Origin of the sequence: Lunatibacter salilacus, from assembly GCF_009797935.1 — a bacterium.
Taxonomy (GTDB): Bacteria; Bacteroidota; Bacteroidia; order Cytophagales; family Cyclobacteriaceae; genus Lunatibacter; species Lunatibacter salilacus.
In genome coordinates, this window is sequence record NZ_VOLC01000017.1 from 1 (window position 1) to 20,031 (window position 20,031).

19 protein-coding genes are annotated in these 20,031 nt (G+C 42.0%); 4 read left to right on the forward strand and 15 right to left on the reverse strand.

Translation table 11 applies throughout. The features are described from left to right. Both FQ608_RS20145 and FQ608_RS20150 read right to left on the reverse strand, forming a co-directional pair. The coding region (locus FQ608_RS20145) for a hypothetical protein (protein WP_199856428.1) at positions 1–223 on the reverse strand (223 nt) is incomplete at its 3' end. A 175-nt stretch (positions 224–398) separates the two neighbouring features. Continuing rightward, positions 399–704 (reverse strand): hypothetical protein, encoded by a 306-nt coding sequence (locus tag FQ608_RS20150; protein ID WP_199856437.1) that lies wholly within the window; start codon positions 702–704, stop codon positions 399–401. Positions 705–751: 47 nt separating this feature from the next. On the opposite strand from FQ608_RS20150, the gene FQ608_RS27580 reads away from it, so the two are divergent. From FQ608_RS27580 to FQ608_RS20160, 3 genes are all read left to right on the forward strand, one after another. Continuing rightward, positions 752–1,081 carry a type IX secretion system membrane protein PorP/SprF gene (locus tag FQ608_RS27580; protein ID WP_234364294.1) on the forward strand — a complete coding sequence of 110 codons (330 nt, stop codon included), beginning with the start codon at positions 752–754 and terminating at the stop codon, positions 1,079–1,081. Beyond that, positions 1,047–1,316, forward strand: a complete 270-nt coding sequence (locus FQ608_RS27585; protein WP_234364295.1) for a type IX secretion system membrane protein PorP/SprF — start codon at positions 1,047–1,049, stop codon at positions 1,314–1,316. The genes FQ608_RS27580 and FQ608_RS27585 overlap by 35 nt, the downstream gene beginning before the upstream one ends. Positions 1,317–1,476: 160 nt before the next feature. Continuing rightward, positions 1,477–2,583 (forward strand): zinc-dependent alcohol dehydrogenase family protein, encoded by a 1,107-nt coding sequence (locus FQ608_RS20160; protein WP_234364296.1) that lies wholly within the window; start codon positions 1,477–1,479, stop codon positions 2,581–2,583. 232 nt (positions 2,584–2,815) lie between these two features. On the opposite strand, the gene FQ608_RS20165 is transcribed toward FQ608_RS20160, so the two are convergent. From FQ608_RS20165 to FQ608_RS20185, 5 genes are all read right to left on the reverse strand, one after another. Then, positions 2,816–3,397 (reverse strand): RNA polymerase sigma factor, encoded by a 582-nt coding sequence (locus tag FQ608_RS20165; protein WP_158860300.1) that lies wholly within the window; start codon positions 3,395–3,397, stop codon positions 2,816–2,818. 227 nt (positions 3,398–3,624) lie between these two features. Further along, the gene (locus FQ608_RS20170; RefSeq protein ID WP_158860301.1) at positions 3,625–4,083 is read right to left on the reverse strand and encodes an Hsp20/alpha crystallin family protein; all 459 of its coding nucleotides are present in this window, start codon (positions 4,081–4,083) and stop codon (positions 3,625–3,627) included. Positions 4,084–4,976: 893 nt separating this feature from the next. Next, entirely contained in the window at positions 4,977–6,206 is a 1,230-nt protein-coding gene (locus FQ608_RS20175; protein WP_158860302.1) for an alpha/beta hydrolase family protein, read from the reverse strand. Between the two features lie 18 nt (positions 6,207–6,224). Next, positions 6,225–7,775, reverse strand: coding sequence for a serine hydrolase domain-containing protein (locus tag FQ608_RS20180; protein ID WP_158860303.1), 1,551 nt, complete (start codon positions 7,773–7,775; stop codon positions 6,225–6,227). 83 nt (positions 7,776–7,858) lie between these two features. Beyond that, positions 7,859–8,347, reverse strand: coding sequence for a hypothetical protein (locus FQ608_RS20185; protein WP_158860304.1), 489 nt, complete (start codon positions 8,345–8,347; stop codon positions 7,859–7,861). Between the two features lie 279 nt (positions 8,348–8,626). Here FQ608_RS20185 and FQ608_RS20190 point away from each other — a divergent pair, with 279 nt between their 5' ends. Then, complete coding sequence (locus FQ608_RS20190) at positions 8,627–9,427, forward strand: alpha/beta fold hydrolase (RefSeq protein WP_158860305.1); 801 nt, start codon at positions 8,627–8,629, stop codon at positions 9,425–9,427. Positions 9,428–9,448: 21 nt separating this feature from the next. On the opposite strand, the gene FQ608_RS20195 is transcribed toward FQ608_RS20190, so the two are convergent. The 8 genes from FQ608_RS20195 to FQ608_RS20230 form a co-directional block, all read right to left on the reverse strand. Beyond that, positions 9,449–9,994 (reverse strand): DUF4136 domain-containing protein, encoded by a 546-nt coding sequence (locus FQ608_RS20195; protein ID WP_234364298.1) that lies wholly within the window; start codon positions 9,992–9,994, stop codon positions 9,449–9,451. A 237-nt stretch (positions 9,995–10,231) separates the two neighbouring features. Then, entirely contained in the window at positions 10,232–10,693 is a 462-nt protein-coding gene (locus FQ608_RS20200; RefSeq protein ID WP_158860307.1) for a cold-shock protein, read from the reverse strand. Positions 10,694–10,905: 212 nt separating this feature from the next. Then, complete coding sequence (locus FQ608_RS20205; RefSeq protein WP_158860308.1) at positions 10,906–12,327, reverse strand: BNR-4 repeat-containing protein; 1,422 nt, start codon at positions 12,325–12,327, stop codon at positions 10,906–10,908. Positions 12,328–12,452: 125 nt separating this feature from the next. After that, a complete protein-coding gene (locus tag FQ608_RS20210) occupies positions 12,453–12,851 on the reverse strand; it encodes a response regulator (protein WP_158860309.1) in 399 nt (132 codons plus the stop codon). Between the two features lie 304 nt (positions 12,852–13,155). Next, positions 13,156–14,571, reverse strand: a complete 1,416-nt coding sequence (locus tag FQ608_RS20215) for an enolase C-terminal domain-like protein (protein ID WP_158860310.1) — start codon at positions 14,569–14,571, stop codon at positions 13,156–13,158. Positions 14,572–14,582: 11 nt separating this feature from the next. Beyond that, positions 14,583–16,868: a cytochrome C gene (locus FQ608_RS20220; RefSeq protein ID WP_234364299.1), complete on the reverse strand. Its 2,286-nt coding sequence runs from the start codon at positions 16,866–16,868 to the stop codon at positions 14,583–14,585. A 132-nt stretch (positions 16,869–17,000) separates the two neighbouring features. Next, a complete protein-coding gene (locus FQ608_RS20225) occupies positions 17,001–18,446 on the reverse strand; it encodes a sulfatase family protein (protein WP_158860312.1) in 1,446 nt (481 codons plus the stop codon). Further along, entirely contained in the window at positions 18,447–20,030 is a 1,584-nt protein-coding gene (locus tag FQ608_RS20230) for a sulfatase family protein (RefSeq protein ID WP_234364300.1), read from the reverse strand. Between the last annotated feature and the right edge of the window lies 1 nt (position 20,031).

Here is a 20,031-nt window from a genome sequence, read left to right on the forward strand (position 1 = left end):
CGTTCCAGCGGTTGGCCGCGGCACCGATTTGGTAGTATAGGGTCTGCCTGAATACGTCGGTATGGGCACTGCCAAGACTGTTCAGCCAGCCGCGGATGTTATAGGCATAGGTCTGGTTGCCGGAAGAAATGGCCGGGAAGGACTTGGCGGTAAGTTGGCCGAGGTCACTGTAGCTGTATGAAGCAAGGGTAACCGGGTTTTGGGAGCCTATTTTATGCGTCACGGATGCAAGTTGTCCGGCCACGTTGTAGGTGTAGGCGCGGCGGATGTCCGGAACGGACGGGGATGTGCTTGAAATCAGGGTATGGGTTGGCCGGTCTTCGAAATTGTAGGCCGTGGAATCATTATATGTTTGGCACAGTCTGGACGCCTATTTTAACCAGATCGGATTTTTGTATTTATTTTCCCGACTCTTTTTTAGACTTTGACAGACGTTCTAACTCAAACCCCATGCTAATCTGAACGGCGGATCCCGTCAGGCTTTTTTCCTTTCTATACAGTGGATCGATTCCTACCAAAACAATACTTTGTGCCTTTGAACCCATGGAAATCCTCCGCCCGACGCTTACCGTGGACGACAGGATTTTGCCCCGGTAGTTCAGCAAATCCCTCCCGGTTGGATATGTTAGCGTTGCTTTGCTGCCCGCCACGTGTTTCCTGGCAAGTGCCAGTATTTCTTCGGCTGAATCCCCATCCAAATCCAACAGCGACAGTCCAGTTTTCGCACTTTCAGCGTTATTACAACCCGGCGTTGACGAGATATGAGGGAAGTGTAGCCAGGGGTTTTGTCCGCAACCAGTGGGGTGGGATAGAAGGCGCGCCCAAGACTTATTTTTTTTCCGCCGAGATGGATTTCGGGGAGCTGGCCGGGGAGGTTGATCCCGGTCTTCTGGGCAAGAATGCGTTTTCGGTCAATTTGCTGCAGGACAATTATGGGGCCTTTCGCGAAAATGAAATCAAAGCCAACTACGCGGACCGGGTCCGGCTGACCGAGCGCCACAATCTCCGGCTTGGTACGGGAGTGGGCTACCAGAGCATTAGACTGGATGGCAACGCGCTTACCTCCGAGGAGGCAAAATGATCCTACTTTAGGCAAGTATCTGGGCACTTTCAGCAACCTGAATGTGCTGGATTTTAATGTCGGGATGGCCCTGACGCATGCCAACTATTATTTTTCCTATGGAGTCCACTGGGTAAACGGCGGAAATATTCAGAATGAGGGGGACTTCATGGACGGGTATCCGGCCGAACAAATGGTGCAGGCGGGATTCCGGAATGGGTTGACAGAAAATTTGGCGTTGGCGGTAAACGCCTGACTTAAACCCCACCAACAAAAGTTGGCTGATGTCACAAATTCACGAGAGGCTTTTTTATTTTGTGTTTGAAAAAGAGTGACTTTCCCATATATTTTTCATCTAAATTCAAGTGAGCCAACATCACTATACAAACAAACTGTTTCATTTAATAAATAGAAAGATGTCAAATACAGCCCAAACATTAAAGAAGACTTCATCAAAAAGCGATTCTTCCAACACTACAAAAACCATGAAAGGCTTGGTTTATAATGGACCGGGTAAAATAGAATGGAAAAATGTTCCTAAACCTACAATTGATCAACCTACAGATGCACTCGTAAAAATAGTAAAAACTACCATCTGTGGAACAGATTTGGGTATTCTCCATGGCAAAACCCCCTCTGTAAAGCCGGGTACTACACTAGGCCACGAAGGCGTTGGCATAATTGAAGAGGTAGGGGAATCTGTCCGAAACTTCAAGAAAGGTGATCAGGTCATCATTTCTTGTATCACCGCAGACGGCTCCTGCGAGTATTGTAAAAAACAAATGTATAGCCATTGCGAAGACGGTGGATGGATTTTAGGTCACCTCATAAACGGCACCCAGGCTGAATTTGTCCGCATTCCCCATGCCGACAACAGCCTTTATGCAGTTCCGGAAGGAACTAATGAAGATGCTTTGGTAATGTTAAGTGACATACTTCCAACGGGCCTTGAAATAGGCGTGATAAATGGGTGTGTAAAACCAGGCGATACTATTGCTATCGTCGGTGCAGGCCCAATCGGCATGTCTGCTTTACTTACAGCGCAATTCTATTCTCCTGCAAAAATTTATATGATTGATGTGGACCAAAATCGTTTGAAACTTGCTAAGGAATTGGGAGCAACTCATACCATCAATTCGGGATCCGAAGATGCGGTTAAAAAAATTATGTCGGAAACGAAAGACGGTGTGGATGTAGCCATTGAAGCAGTGGGTATACCAACTACTTTCGATATCTGTCAACATATCGTTCGCCCCGGTGGACATTTAGCTAATGTAGGAGTGCATGGTAAAAGTGTAGATCTTCAACTCCAGGATTTATGGATACAAAACATGACTATTACCATGGGTCTCGTTAACACAAATACCACCCCAATGCTTCTAAAAACGGTTATATCAGGAAAAATAAAGCCAGAAACCTTAATAACCCACCATTTCAAATTGGATGAAATGCTTAAAGCTTATGAAGTTTTTGGAAATGCCGCTGAAGAAAAAGCGATGAAGGTGGTATTGACAAGTTCATAGTGGAAAATCAAAGTATATCGCCTAATGCTTCTTGATACAGGAACACAGGTAATAGGCTTTGGAACGTCTGCTTAAACAACAATTTTGCAGATGCAGGAGGTTGGATCTGTTGTAAGTTGTAATCACTACAGTGATAAAAGGTGTATGCGTCGATTTTCGAAGTTTCATTTTTTCATTTAGTTTTATTGTTTTGTTTCATTATAAAACAACCCTCCAACTCAAACACTCCTTCTCAATCTCTGATAGCCTTTAAATACAAATGATTCAAACGTTCTCGCGATCGCTTTAACCGCATTTTAATCGCACTTGCTGATATTTTAAACATTTCCTGCAACCTTTCAATTGATATCCCCTGACCATATTTGAGTAGAAGAAGATCTCTCTCTTCCTCAGATAACTGATTTATCAACCCCATCATTAGTGTTTCCCGATCTTCAGTCTCTTCGAAAACCTCCTGTAACTCTGGAATGTCATTTCCATTCAACTCAAAATTCATAATAAAGGTATTTCCTTTTGCCAACTTCCTAAAAAATTCCAAGCAGTGCCTTTGTGTAATCGTATATATCCAAGTTGATAAGGAAGAATCTCCACGGAAATGAATTAGGTTGTAAAATATTTTGATAAAAATCTCTTCTGTTAGGTCAAATGATTCAGATGGATCTTTTACGAGCGAGATACATTTATTATATATTTTTCCATAATACCTATTATACAGTATGGCCAAACATTCCGAATCAGGGTGATTTATTTCCGAATGCTGCTGATTAATGAAGTTGACCAATTCTTCGTCTGTATACTCTTCTTTTGATTTCATTTCGGAAGGTTTTCATAGTGATCTGAGATGCTGAAAAGAAGTTACTTTACAAAAAGGGGTAAATTTGGGACCAGCAGAAAATGCCATCACCTATTCATATTGATCTATAGTTGCTCTCTAATGTAAATGCAGTAGGAAAAAATGTAGAAATATTGGAAATTCATAAAAGGTGGAAAATACAACAATTTCCACCTTTTTCCCACTGAAATTATGGGTTGAGTTTTTAACTATTTCACCTGAATTTTTTTAACAGGCTTCAACTCTGTTTCCTTTTCTTTCGGAATGTGAATTTTCAGCACTCCCTTGTCGTACTTAGCTTCGATTTTTTCCTCTTTGATGTTTTCAGGCAGCGAAAAGGTCCGGCAAAACGAATTAAACGAATATTCTTTCTTCGAATATCCATTTTCCTCTTCCTTATTTTGATGCTCTTTTTCAGCACTTACCGTCAAAGTGTTATTGTTGATTTCTATAGAGAAATCATCCCGCTCCAGCCCGGGAGCGGCTAGTTCAAGTGTATACTCTTTCGTAGTCTCCTTGATGTTGGCTGTTGGCACTGTGATTCCAAGGCGTGAAGGAATAGGGTTAAATTCAAATTCTGACAGATCCTTTCCAAAAAAAATGGAGGGATTCAATAAGTCTGAGACTAAAGAAGGCAGACCATTTCGGTTTTTTACTGTTAAGTCCATACTATTTTTTCTTTTGGTTTTTAGAATTTCTGCTAATTTAAAATAGATTAAATTATAATTAGCTGATTTAAATCATCATTTTTACAGATTTATATCTGGATTTTTCCAATTGGAAAATTCCCCTTACATAGGCTCCCGCAAGTTAGTAGTTGATCAATTTTGGGAAATTATTTAACTTACAAAATTCAGTCTATAAAAATAAAATGGCAGTATCGATTCTATTACCAGTTATGACGGAATAAAAAGCAAAACAATGGAAGAGCAGCTGCACCGAAGAAACCCAGCGCATCATTAACGAACGGACTCTGGATACGTTTCGCAAATTAGGAACAATTATTTTTACAGAAAAATCGCTTGACATCATTTACCGCCATTTAGCTGATGCATTTTGATGATACTTACAGGCAATTTTGCCAGGAGGGGCAAGTCCGTCTTTAGCTGAAAAATACGACAGGTTTTCGCCGGACAAAGAAACAACTTGTGTGCGAGGACCGTCCACATGGGAATAGCCAGAATATTTTGGAAAGTTTCCCAACAGCTAAAGTCATCAAGGGTGAAAGTGGATGTTTTAGAATAGCGGGGAAAAATTCCGCGTAGTTATTCAATTAGTTATGAAGACAAATGGATAGCAGAGTGGTTTTATATGGAACAAATCTGGGTTCTTATACCTGATGGAGGAGGTAAGTTTTAATGACTGTATTTAACATAATATAAATTATAGAACAAAAAGAATTTTTAACGAAAGTTCCCTACGACTAATCTGAAACGGTGAACATGCCATCCGTACCTGTCTTTCAATGTCGGTTCAATCCGTCAAATCGCCGTTCGGTTCGCTTCAATGCAAAATAGAACACGGATGACTCGGATAATACGGATAAAGCGGATTTTTTTTACTACTCAAACCCCATAACCTCCCCACTCCGCCGATTGCCCCATTTATCCACCCAGTAAATATACGAAGCCTTAGACTCAGTCGGTACGGACACTGTGCCGGAGGATTTCTCCAAAGATACTAATTTCCACTCCCTCTCCGGACTGCGTTTGGAATCGGTTGTGTAGGCAAGATAAACTTCCGTCGCATTCACAATCTTATACTTTGCCTTGCTACCCTTTTGCTTAAATCTAATTGAACTAAGAAATTCGGATTTATTTTCTAGTTGCTGGCTGATAAAGTTGTATATTTCTCTAGGTTCGGCTCCGTGCAGGTGGCTGTGTTTTAATTCGGGTATCATGGAGAATTGGGCGTCTTTTGCCAGGTTGGCGGTGCACTGCCAGTTTTCCACAAAATAGGCAAAGTCATTGGTGCCGTTTACAAACAGCATGGGCATTGTAGCATTGGCGACATAACTTGACGGATCCCAGAGCTCCACCCAGCGTTTCGTCCCATCTATCCCAAGCGAATCAAACTGACTGTCCCAGGCACTTCCTTCATGAAGAAAACCCGCACCATATACCGGCACTGCCGCAGCAAATCGGTGGTCAACACCGGCTACCAGATTGGTCAGATAGCCACCCCAACTGATTCCCGTGATGGCTGTTTTTTCAGGGCTTACATCTGGAAATGAGCGGATCAGAGAGTGTGCCAGGATTATATTCGAGACAGAATGAAATTGCCATTGCTCGGTAAATGGTTCGTCCATCCTAAAAAACTTATGTACGTCGTCCTGCTTAGGGCCTCCCGCTTCCATTCGGTTTCCTTTTGCCCCCCATGGATTGTCTTGTTCCGCACTTGGTACATTGCCACTTAGGTCCATGGCAATGGCTGCATATCCTTTATTTGCCCATTCCAAGGCCCATATACGAAAGGCTGTCCCTCCCCCACCATGGACCAAGACGATTCCGGGAAACTTCCCTTCATTTGATGAGGATACTCCTAAAGTCGCCGGGCTGGCAAAATAGGCAAATACTTCCGTTTCTTTGCCTTTATAGAACTCACCTGTATAGGTTATTGACCAGACGGAGTCGGTCCGATCAATCCATTTATATTCCGGTGCTTTTCCCAACCCTTCCAAATCCCATGGGATTTTCCCCTGTAAATTCTCCGGAAGGGATATTCCAGACTGGGCAACCACAATGCCCGATACCAGAAATAAAATTAAACCCAGTAACCAGTATTTCTTCATTTCTTAGTAGTTCTTGTTTTAAAAAGAATTTACAGTTTCCAAAATCAGTTTCCCGTGTATTGGTATCGGTTCTTCATTTGCCCGACTATTGATAATGCTCTGTTGCGTCATTTCTGCTCCTTCTCCTTCAAAGATAATCTTGAAAGTTTCCGTATGGGGACTTTCTGTGTAATTTAGCTGTAGGATAAGTGTATCCGTATCCTCCCAGGTATAGCTGCCGTTTACCTTAAACGGGGCCAAACCTTCCTGTGCTCCTTTGGCCCTCGCTACTAAGTAAGGGCCTTTTCTATCCGTAGTCCCTCCAACCCAGGACTCCCGGCCTAAGGTAAAGCGAAAGGTTTCCCCATCTTCTACCAGAAACACTTCACATTTATCGTTTTTAAAAGTAAATTCCAACTCTTGAACTTTTCCTTCAAACCCATATCTGTTTCCGGACAGGGATAGCTCGACTTTCGAATTGGCAACTCCCTCTTTTGGACGAATGGCCAAGTCACTTAATACTCCCTTCAATTTCTGATCATCTTCATTTGAAACCTCCCCGTCAAAAGCAGGCAGTAAATGCTCCCACACCAGATCAATCAATCCCTGCATATTGCTAGTTTCACTAGTTATCGCGATGACGGCATCCATTCTTGGCAAGACCAAAATATATTGGCCAAAAGCTCCATCCGCCCTATACGAATCGTGTCTGCTTCTCCACATTTGATACCCATAGCCCTGCAGCCAATCACTGGCATCCACCCGTTCCGCCGGGGCTGTGGGATCTTGAATAATTTGAGAAGAACTGGCCGCTTCTATCCAATTGGGGGAAATTAACTGTTTTCCGTGCCAGCTACCTTCCTGCAGGAAGAGTTGTCCAAGTTTCGCCATGTCTTCCGTTTTTACACGCAGGCCATAGCCTCCTGTGGCTATTCCTTTGGGGTCTACCTCCCAATCTACTCCCGAGATACCCAAGGGATCAAACAGTCGGGGAGTCAAATATTCCACCAATCTCTCCCTGCTAACACGCTCTACAAGGGCTGCCAGTATATAGGTGGCAGCCGTATTGTACAAAAATTTACTTCCGGGAGCGTGGGTAATAGGCTGGCTTAAAAATGTTTTTACCCAATCGTCTGAAGTGACCACCTGGGTAGTGTATTCGGGTTCGTGTCCCACACTCATGGAAAGTAGATGCTTGATACGAAGAGCTGACAAATTGGGGGATATGGAATCCGGAAGCGATTCGGGGAAGTAGTCAATTACCCGGTCTTCTACCTTTAACAGATTTTCCTGGACGGCAAAACCCACAGCGGTAGCCGTAAAAGTTTTGCTCGTGGAGTAAAGGGTATGTTTTAGAGTGGGCGCATAGGGTGTCCACCAGCCTTCTGCGACAACGTTTCCATTTCTAAGGACCATCAGGCTATGCATTTCATGCGAACTATCTTCTACCGCGGATATAAAGTCCAATAAATTTGAGGAGGCAACTAGCTGAGAAGATGGACCGCTTCTTGGTAAACTTGTTCCATCCTGAGCTTGTAGGTGAAAAAAACACCCGGAAAGGAATATGAACAGTAAGGAGTTGAATTTCATGGAAATTGGGTTTAGGGTACCTTAAATATAAAACAATTAATCAACGCATCGCAAAAAATAAACCCAATACCCCCACTTACTTATCAGTATCTGATAGGCTTTTTCAGTTCTTGTATAGTAAGTTCATAATCATATTGAAGGTCTTCGTGCAAAGCAGTCACCAGCTTTTCAATTTTACCCACCTGCAAAGCATATAGGTTATCAATCACCGGATGGCGAAAACTGAGATATCCATATTTTTCCAAATTGCGGCAGAAATACTCAATGACCTCAATTTGGTCGGGTTTATTCTTGGTGAGTTTTAAATGTTTATTTAGTTTTCGGCGAATGGATTGAGCAGCCTTTTTCGCAAAATGATAGTTTTTGGTGTTGGCGAGTTGAAATTCCTTTTCCAGCTCTTCCTGCACCATTTCAACGAAGAGACGGGGATTATCTTTTTCATAAAGTTTAAAAAAAAGAAAGGCCTTATTCTCCCTACTGAACTTGCTGAGATCGGCAATCAATGCGATAAATTCTTTATCCGAAAGATGTTTCAATTCTGCCTTTAAGGCTGTCAAACTGGGAAATTGCATTAGTGTGGATGTATTTTAAAGAGCAAATCATCTTATAATTATCGGATGGACACCCCTACTCCAAGACGACTGCCAAATCTCGCAAAAACGTGAATGAATAACAAACTGATTGAGTGGGTAACCCGATTTTTAAAGAGAAAGTTAACGAGGGCTTTGTACAAGTTAAAGACATTTAATCTTGATAAATTTGATTAAGCAGAAAAAATTACGCAATTTAAAATTCTCGTGAAATAATATTTTCAATATGATTAACTGACAAACATATTTTAGAAATAAATTATGCCCGCATATTATTCGAATGGACCAATAAAATTTCACTACTCAGACCAAGGTAAGGGGAACCCGTTAGTCTTCCTTCATGGCTTGGGAGCCGATCTAAACCAAAGTAGGGAAATGATTCAAAAAGTGACGGGCTATCGAAAGATAACATTGGATTTTAGGGGTCATGGAAAAACTATCCGTTTTATCACTGATGGTGATGCTTCCATGGCGGTTTTTAGTCAGGATCTATTTCAGTTGCTGCAATATTTAAAAGTTGAATACTGCACCTTGGGGGGGATTTCCTTAGGCGCTGCGGTAGCAATGAAATTTACGCTGCAATATCCAGATTTGGTTGAACGCTTAGTCTTAGTGCGTCCCGCATGGTTGAATGAAAAGGATTCGGAACACTTTCGCTTGCTAAAACTTGCACATGACTACATTCAAAAATATGGCGTGGTGACAGGAAAAGAGTATTTTGAAGAAAACCCTGAATTTATCGAAGCGAAAAAACTGTTTCCAGAATACACTTCGTCTTTGCTTGGCCATTTTTCCAGATCACAAGGCAGCACCGCCTATTCCCTGCTAAAACACTTACCTGAAGATGTTCCTTTTGCCGAAATGGAGGATCTCGTTCAAATAAAGATTCCGACTCTAGTGGTAGGAACGGCACAGGATCCTCTCCACCCATTGGCATATGCAGAAAAAATCGCTGAATTTATTACCTTGTCGCAATTGGAAATTTTACCATCCAAATATCTTCACCCAAAAGAGCATTTGAAACAATGCCAAAATAAAATTGCAGGTTTTTTGGTTAAATAAAATTTTATTTCGATTTGGAGATTATAATTTTTCAAACATCTCCGATACACCTTTAGAGATTGTCTTTAACAATCTATCTTCTTTTTCATCTATAACCCCCGTTGTTACTCCTGCCCAAACTGCCTCGTTGTTTTTGGCATCTATCAAATGAATGTCCACTGATCCCTTTCGGTATTGCCCCACTTCTACGGTTTCACTTTTCCACGAATACCGCCGCTGTCCGATGTAGTTGAACGTCCCTGGGTCAGTAAGAAGGCCTGTTTCCCGGGTTTGCGTTTTATTTTCTACCAAAATCCCAATGTTTATCAGCAAATCGGCATCTCCATTTGGGGCAGGCAATAAGCCCCGATAAGCCATGTGCTTGGATATCTCACTTTTCATAAAATCCAGGTGCTGCTGATAATTCTCACTCAATTCCCCATCCGCGCTGGTTTCATAAAAAGCAAAACTCGAATAGTTACCCAAAGAATACGAGGGTGAGACTTCGGTCACAGACGTTTTCACAGGTTTGCAAGCCAAAAGGCAAACCAAACCTATCAAGGGAAGAGAGGTTGGGAACACTTTCATAGACAAAGGAACGGGAGATAAAAAAGAAAGGTTTTAAATCTTAAGAAAAAATATAGTAGATAAAAAAATATCTGTCCGAAAAGATCTCTGACGGACTAAATTGAAGTGTATAATTTGATAAAATAGGCGACTTTACCAAATGATTTACCAATTATAACTATCAGTAATTTTCAAAAATAAAAGTAACTACGGAGATCTATTTGTTTTAACAGAATGAGTTAAAAAATTCCAAATTTTCTATTCCTTTTTGACCAGTCGGACTTCAATAGCACTGAGTCCCTTTGGCGTTTTTTCTGTTTCGAAGGTAACCTTATCGTTTTCCTCGATATTGTCAATCAATCCCTTAACGTGGACAAATATGCTCTCTTGGGACTCCTGGTCTTTGATAAAGCCATACCCTTTGGATCCATTGAAAAACGTAACTTTTCCAGTGCGAATCAAATCTTCCGGTTCTACATCAGCTTGTCTGGAAACACTCACCGCAATGCTTTCGGCTTCTACTTTTTTCCGTTGGGTAGGATCTGGTGGAGTATCCGTGATATTGCCGTCAGCATCCACATAGGCAATCATATCGTCAAATTCACCTCCTTTATTGGAAACGGATTTTCTGGCTTCTTTTTTCTCCTCTTTATCCTGTTTCTTTTTAAGTCTTTTCTTTTCTTTTTCTTTTTTGTTGTAAGTTTCTCTGGATTTTGCCATAAATGTTGTTTATTGAAAATATTATTTAATGATGCCTCGAATAGTAAACACACAAATCCCAAATTTTGTCCCGCATGGCAGGTACAAATTAGGAAATTTTACTGAAAAAAGAAAATGATTGAAATATCAGTGTAATTAAACTCAGTAATAAGTAGGTTTCTGGAAAGGCTGCACAAATAACCCCATTTTTTTGGTTTTATCCTATTGAATGGTTAAAATTTCTTAATTCGCTTTGGCTTTTCCTCTTTTTCTTCCATGTCATATGGCAGTCCCCATACCCTTCCCTTGCTATCTCCAAAGTACAACTTGGAAACACTAAAATCGTCTGGATTTCCATCGGCCCAAAAATAGAGAAAAGGATCCTGACCGTTACTAACCCTACGTGCATAATTGTGGTTACGTGGACTATCTGAGGTAATCTGTTTGGCCATAGTCCATGTCTTTCCCTTATCGGTACTTTTCCATTGCTGCAGCTCTCCTCCTGCCCCCCACTCCTGCGGACTGTTTTCAGTGGGACCGATTACCATCCAGTTATCCCCGTCTATCCAAAGGCTACCGCTGTCGTAATTCTGGTCTGAGGTAGTGATCTGATGATTTTCCCATTCAGAACCATTCCAATAAATTACACTCCATGTTCTTGGCCCATTAGCAGGACCGGGCTGATGACCGGGACCGGATACGTACAAAGCAATGGGGTTTCCTTGTGAATCAAAATTTACATCTTTGATATATACGTTTACCCCCTCACTGTAAAATTCCTTAACCAAAACTGAAGCATCCACATCAGTCACCGGAACCGACACTTCATCCCCTTGGACGGTAGTCCATGTATTTCCAAAATCAGTGGATTGAAAATAATAAATATTTGTACGCTGATCCACATTTCCGTTTGGGTGCCAATTGCAGAAAAAGACAACTTTTTCCCCATACTGCCCCGAAATCTGGTAATGGCCGCTGTTTTGATCTCCCTCCCGTTTCATCGCTACTAGCAGTCTGTCATCAGTCCAAGTAACCCCATCTGCACTGGTTTCTGTGTACAGCTCCCTGACTCCCGTATATTTTGTAAATAGGTTTAAAAAGCCCTTTCCCGGTATGAATTTGGGCTGTGGATAGGTCATCTCTTCTTGTGTAATCAGATCGAAAGATTCAATGTTGTAGGGTTCTTTACTACGGTATTTATATCCCATGCGTCTTCTTCCCCTCCCACTGACAAAAACCCATATATATCCCTGATCATCGATGGATAAACTGGGATTGTCGTGGGGGTCATCGACTCCCTCCTTATCATGAACCACTACGGGTTTAGTTACCCTTTTGGTTTTATGGTCAAAGCTTCCAATCATGCAAAGCAGGTATTTTTCATCGGGACCAGTTGTGCCACCGTAAACGAAAAATGTCTTTTTTACCTTCGGGGCATAAATGGCAAGCGGGATATGTTTGGCTGTATAGGTACCCAAACCTCCCGAATATTTGTCACCATATTCAGAAAACTGGCCTAGCGTAAACCAAATGCCTTTGTAACCATCCATTTCTTGCCCGGTGTACGATGCATCTTGTGCGGATAAGGGTTGGTGGATAGCAAGGGCAAAAAATAATAGGATTGTAAAATATTGAATGGGAATATTGGTTTTCATGGGCAATTGTTTTTCTTAAATTCGTAGGTTATCTCGTCAAAAATAGATCTATCTGTGCAATAAGTTTTCACGTTTTCTAATTTTTTTGAGAATTTCATTTTTTCAGGGCATAAAAAAAGGAAGCTTTACGCTTCCTTAAAAAATTTTTGGGTGATTTTATCCTCCTTCAACCTATTAAAACTCTGAAGATTAAATGGTTTTATCCAAAAATCAATAATTTGACCATAATATTTGGATTTTTCCCTTTCCGCCTGTTCAATAGAAGAGGTTATTATAATTACCGAAATGTTTTCATCTAATTTTGACTCTTTAAGCTTGTCAAGCACTTGCCATCCTGAAAGACCTGGCATATTAATATCCAGAAACATTAGATAATCTTCATCCGCCTTCTGATTAACCAAGAAGCTTAACGCTTCTTCCCCACTGTTGAATGACTCCACTTCATCAATCATTCCAACTTTCTCCATTAATTTCTTTTGTAATAAAATTACAATCGGATCATCATCTACAAGTATTATTTTCACAGGAGTGTTATGTTTATTATTAAAACTGTTCCTTATCCTCTTCTCTCAACCTTTCAACGCAAAGTGAATCAAAGTTTTTAACCAACATTTTTATATATTTAAAATACATTTTTTCAAATGTAAACTAACTTTACCAAACTAAAAAAAATCAATCGAATTTTTTTTGAAAAGGATTTAATAATCTTTCTATTATGAAATTTAATGTTTGTTTGGTGACAAAACCCAATAAAAAAAAAACTTATATCCTAGATCCATAATGGTACCTAGACTATAAGTTTTAATTCTATTTAAATAATTGTGCCAGCTACATAAGGTGAGCAAATACAGACTCATAATGGGCAGAAGGGGCCAATATTCCACCACTCTTTTCATAAAAAGACTTATCTGTAGGATATACACCCTCTTTAGTCTTTACCCATGACCCTTCGGGCATAGGGTGATAGGATAACATCTTGTCCCAGTTTTTATAATATTGATGACCATTCGTTTCCTGAAGGCCTAGATTCATATCAGGAAATGGAGCCAATCTTGCAGCGACATTCTTATTCCAATCCACAAGGATGGGGTTTACCGTAAGATCCGCACAAAAGCATGGGATTCCTTTTTCGTAGGAGGCTTGGGCAATTTTCATGGTCATACTCATCGTCTTTGCAATTGCTTTTACGGCAATTGCCTGATATCCTTGCTCTATCCGAATAAGGGCATCCTTTACTGTATGGGCACTTTCATCGGCTGCGACTCGTACGCCAAGATCCCCGACATAGGATTCATTCTTCTCCCCAAAAGGCTCTTCAATTACCGCTATCTGATCAAAGGCACCTATCTTTTTAGCATGATCCAAAAACCTTTCCAGCGTTTCTTTCGTCTCATACCTCTCGTTAGCGTCAAAATAGTAGGGGATTTTTCCATTGGCTGTGTAAGGGGTTTCCAAGTGGCCCAGCGATTTGTGAACCGCAGTCAAAAATTCGATGTCTTTCGCCAACATTTCCTTTTGAGTACCTGCCGAGCCGGTTTTCAGCTTCATGATAAAATGGCCTCTGTCAGCAGCAGCCCTCACATCATCTACACTCGCTCCTACGCTAAACGAAGGAATACTGGCTACTTTGTCGTGCCTATGAGAAAGCCCCGGCTCATAGGCCTCCGGGATCATTTCATCAAATTTCGTAAAGCCGTTTTCCTCTCCAAATAGGAGCCATGCGGCATTATCAACGGAAACGAGGGCGTTCAGCGCAAAAGTGGCTTTTAGGTCGGGGTTGCCTGTGATTTTTTGTCCATAGGCATAGACCTCTGGAAAGAGCTCGTCCAAAAGGGATACCGGGTCGGTAAAGCTTCTTCCTTTTACAAGCTGCAATGCCCGTTCTGTCATGGCATACATTAGCGCATTTCCTCCGTTGGTCGAGTGGGCCGCAAATACGTTCTGATCAGACCAGAGGACACCTTGCGTTCCTATTCCAATTTTATGCATGCCACTACTTGACCGCATATATGCCAAAACCTGCCAAGCCTCCGTAATCGCACTGCCTTTAAACCGATAAGGAATCAGCGGTTCACGTTCAAAATTGGAATCTACCTGATCTATCGTTATTTTTTTCAACGCTTTTTTCATGGATGGGTTACTTTGGTTTGTTATAGGGTTAAAACCGGCTGCTCCAAGAGCCATAATGGCTCCAGATCTATGGAGAAATGTTCTCCGGTCAATTCCTTTAAAATCATTTTGCATGCTTATATGAGTTATTCTGTGGGAATTTGATTGAGGGTGTACCAGGCTTCTCCCGACCACATGGATTGACCTTGATTATTGGTGATATTTTCGGATAATAGAAAGTAGACTACATGTTCTTTTTTCAAACTGGGAAGTTCCAAGTACACTTTCATCCTATCCTCTGATATGGATATTTGGGTGGGATATAAATGTTCCAGATCTTTTTTGGGGCCTCCGTAGGAAGATGTGGGCAAATACCACCATTGTTGGATGGAGAAATCATCTGTCGACCATTCCCTATCCTCCAAAGGCTCCGTAAATTCTATCTCAAACCCATTGGGTTTCGCCCGGATGGCCAGCATTTCGAAGGTTGACTTTCCGTTGTAGGTCAATTTTTCGAGGCCAAATTGCCTTTCCTTCCAACTCCATCCGCCGACCATACCTACCTCCCCGACATATAAGGCACCATCCGGCCCCCACGCCAACCGATTGACACCTGCGTGAAGGCCTTGGGTAAACCGAAAGACAGCACCCTGATAGGATCCGTTAATCAACTCCAGAAAATCACGCTTGATGCCTCCATGCGTCACGTCTCCATGCAACAATTGTCCTTTATACGGTCCATCCATCATCAAGATTGGTTCCGAAGGTGAGTTTCCAATTTCCGCATCCGGTAACCAAATTGCAGGTGGTACCATGGTTGGGATTTCGGTTACTCCTTCGGGTAACCCCCAGGCCATTCCGTTATAGGCATCCTTTTGCACATGTATCAGCTTATTTGCGGGAAGCCACTGCCCTTGATTGTCTGTAACAAATATTTCCCCATCCACGCCCTCTCCGATACCATTAGGGGTTCTAAGCCCATAGTCCAAGTATTCAATTTCTCCAGCCTTACTAATTTTGAGCGTTCTCCCGCGATCCGGATGCTGCCTTTCATTTGTTTTTAGGCGCATAGCCATGGATAGGGTAACGTAAAAGTGGTCTTCTTTATACAGAAGTCCGAAGGCAAATTCATGGAAATCATCCGTTACACCCCAGGAATTACAGATAGTTTCGTAGGAATCAATGATATCATCACCGTCATTATCTACCAGCTTTGTTAATTCATGCTTTTGCAACACATAAATATCTCCATCTACGACTTCCATGCCAAGTGGTTCCGCAAGGCCTGCCGCAATTCTCTTGATGTTAAGTTGGGTAGTATCACCCGTATCCACACCGTCTATAAGGTAGATGGCGCCAAATTTGTCCCAAGTACTCACCAGTAATCTTCCATCTGGCAAAAAAGCAAGTGCTCCTACCCGCGGTTTGAAGCCTTCATGGTGTAGGGTCTTTACTTCATAGCTTGGATGAACTCCCTCCAGGGAAATCCCAAATCCCGGTTTTCTAAGAGAAATTTCTTCTTTTGCCACGGATCGAACCACATTTGACTGTCCCGTTGAGGTTTTTTGGGATTTTGGCGCAAAGGTCATAATATAATCCAACATGGGCCGTATATCTGCGGCATCCAAATCGGGATGGGCATTCATCATCACTTCACCCCAAACACCATTGCCTCCTTCTTTGATTTTCTGCATAAGGTAAGGATACGTGCTTTTGTCCCCATTATATTTACTGGCTATTGAAGTAAAGGAAGGGCCAACATTATCATTTATCTCTTCGTGACAGGTATAGCAGTCGCTGGTTTCCATACGTAAAATTCCCAAATGATCATATTGCTCCCCTAAGGATGGAGGAGATTGATCCTGAATTGGATCAAAATACGTGGGAAGCTTATGGGTGCCGTTTTCAGCCATTGAAAATTTTCCTTGCTCAGAAAATAGTAGAACCTCCGTTGCCTCGGGCATTTCGGAGATAATAAAAGTTCTTAACAGACCCGGATTTCCATCCTCACTAGCCCCATATTCGGGATTTTCTTTAATAATTACTGTCCCTATTTCCGCATGTATTAATTCATAGACCAACCAAATCTGGTTGTTTTCAAAGGCATATCCCTTTTGTCTAATGACGATATTTGATAGTGGCTGCCCGTTAAAATTTACTTGCCATTTATTTAAAATGGCTTCATTTTCCTGATAAGGAACTCCCCATGTGGTCGGCTGAATGTTCTTTTTGTTGGTGTATACCGTTCCTTCCAAAAACACTCCGCCTTTCCAAACTTTATAAAGTTGACTGTTTGCCAAGTCATACGCCACAAATAATTCTGGGTGCAGGGCTAGGGTAAGCATTCTGGGCTTTTTATCCAATACAGATCGAAAAGCCCAGGGGTCCATCGGTCGTTCATATTGAATAACTGGTTCTTTGCAACCAATCATGACAAACAAGACTGTTGAAATAAGAGAAATACTAAGAAAAGGTTGACTAAATTGTCGTGACAATACTCTAGTAAAATTACTCATGTAGTGTAGCCTGCAAAATTTTGCTGAATTCGGTTGGGACTTCATATTTTAAAATGGGCCTTTTTGGTTGGTTTTCATCGCTGCTTGACCCCCAGGCGTGGATCCTCTTGTTTGCACTTTATCCAAAGGATTACCTGTTTCTTTATCATACCAGTCCCCCGTTAGGTTATCAGGTTCTGTGTCAAGTGTTTCTTTTCTCCATTGATCCAATATATCTCTCATTTCCCGCAATTTCTCTTTATGCTTTGGGACAGACGCGATGTTGATTAGTTGGTCATAATCGTCAGCAACGAAAAACAACTGTTCAAAAGGCCTGGGTATACTAAAGATATCTGACTGAGCAGGGCTAAGTTTTCCAAGGTCTCTCAGTCGTTTCAAATCAGCATAGGAGTCACTTTTATTTGAATCCGCAGGTCCATTCAAAGACAAATTTGGCCGAAGGTTGAGCACATAGAGGTAATCCTTGGTCCGAACCATGCGCTCATAGGCCTCATGATCGTGCCAGTTATGTTCGGCAAAAACGAAATTCCTGAATTCCATTTTCGGATTACTCAACACCTCCGTAAAACTTTTTCCCTGAAAAGAAGGACCTACCTCGATTCCGGCCAAATCCAAAATAGTCGGAGCTATATCAATACTGCTTATCAAACTTTTGGAGACATTAGGGCTACTTTTTATCCCTTCCGGCAACAATATTATCAAAGGCGATTTGATCCCGGAGTCATACATTCGTGTTTTGCTCCTAGGAAAGGGGCGGCCATTGTCTGACATGATGATTATGACCGTATTATCCAACACGCCCTGCAGCTCAAGTTCCCGCTCCACTTCTCCAACATAAAAATCAAACCGGGTGATCTCATCGTAATATTGCGCCAAATCCTTTTTAGTAGGAAGTGAATCAGCCAAATAAACAGGAGGTTTTATCAATAGTGGGTCGTGTGTTCCTGAAAAATCATTTGGGCCCCATGGACGGTGGGCATCCAATGCCGCAAACCACATGAAAAAAGGTTTGTCCCTGGGTCTTTCATTAAGTGTCTGCACCCACATGCCCTCTCCCCCATCACCCATGGATGCGCCCCTGTCATGGATAACATCAAATCCGCTCCGTGGTGCATCGCCCATATGCCATTTCCCTGCCTGGGCCGTAAAGTAGCCAGCATCTTTCAATAACTCCGGAAAAGAGACCATTTCTTCCGGTAACGGTGTATGCAATTCAGCTGCACCGGTATTGTGGGGGTATCTGCCTGAGATGATACTCGTGCGGCTTGGACTGCAGGAACTGGTGGTCAAGTAAAAATTGTCAAACTTGATGCCTTGTTGGGCCATTCTGTCAATGTTGGGACTACTTACCAAGGGATGGCCATAGCACCCCAAATCATCCCAACCTATGTCATCGGCTATTATATAGACTATATTAGGCCTAGGATCGGCTGCCTGTAGACCCGATGCCAAAAAACAAAAGAAAAGAACGACAATGATTTTCCTATTTTTCATTTAATCCAGCGGTTCATTTTCGAAATCTGTTTCATTAACCCAGCCCGCTTTTGGGGTATCCCCCTCAAGGTATCTGGAATAAAAATTCGCTGTATTTGGATCTGCATATGGATAACCCTCAAATACTTCTCCCCGTCCAAACATTCTGGGATCCCCTTCGGCTCTCAACTGATCGAACAATTGCTTTTTTAGCGTTTCTTTTGTGGACTGGTGTTCCGGATGCAGAGAAAGGTTGTTCAGGCATTCCGGATCTGTTTGCTTAAGGTATAATTCTTCCGTTGGACGTTTGCCAAAATTTCCCGACCAATAAAACGCTGAATCAGCATCCCTTCTCCTGTTTAGTATTACTGTTTTAGTTGGGCTGCCATCCGTGTTAAGATAGCCTGTTTCTGGATTTCCGGCTGGCCATCGATCTGTTTCAAAATTGTGTAAGTACACGTAATTATCCGTGATAATTCCGCGAATGGGATAACCGACATCATTTGGACGCCCCACGTCATGCCGTTCCTGCCCTATAATGACGGCATTTCTGCTTTTCTCTATTCGGCCCGAAAGGTTGCTTGTAAAGATATTCAATAAACTTCTTCCTGTGATTTCAGGCATTCCGACTTCAGAAGGCTGTATTTCCGCTAATTCAAGTATCGTGGGAGCTATGTCAGTAAAGCTGATGAAATCATCCACGTTCCTGCCCGGATGTTTTATTCCATAAGGCCACATCACTGCAAATGGCATATGATGCGACCATTCATAGGCATTTCCCTTTACTCTCGGAAATGGCATCCCATTGTCAGAGGTGACTATAATAAGCGTATTTTCAAGTTCTCCCCGCTCTTCTAAAATCTCAATCATCTGCTGCAGATGCTGGTCGAAATATTCTATTTCCATCGCATAATCCAACATATCATGTCTCACGGAGTCAATATCAGGCCAAAATCCGGGGACAGCATCTATATCTGTTAATTTCTTCCCGGCCTTATCTACTCCTGACTGAAATTCATAAACCCTATGAGGTTCGGTAGAGCCATACCAAAAGAAGAACGGTTCATCCCCTCTTTTCTCTTCCAAGAAATCCTCGAAGTTTCTGGCATAATCGTTTGTGCTAATAGCGGTAGTCGGTGGTTCAAGCGAATGCTTCTGAAACCGGGGTCCTGTTAGTTCTCTGGGTTTACCATCTTTTTCTCCCGGATTTCCCGGTGCCCAGCCCTTACCTGTAAATCCTGTATAGTATCCATTACCTCCCAATACCTCAATAAAAGACAAGAATTTATTCGGGAAAAAGGGAACATGGTTTGCCGCTTCTTCCAGTTGCCAGGAATTCCTTCCTGTCAGAATTATGGATCTGGACGGGGAACATTTTGCATTCGGCGTATAGGCGTTGGTAAACAATATTCCTTCCGCTGCTACCCGATCGAATGCCGGGGTATTTACCCAACTGGTGCCATAGGCTCCCATATGGGGAAACGATGCATCATCCGCAATGGCAAACAATATATTCGGCTTTTTATAGGGAGGTTTATCTGTAGATTTACAACTGAATGTTGCACTTAGCAAAACTAAAAGACAAACATACAGGTTTTTTTTCATT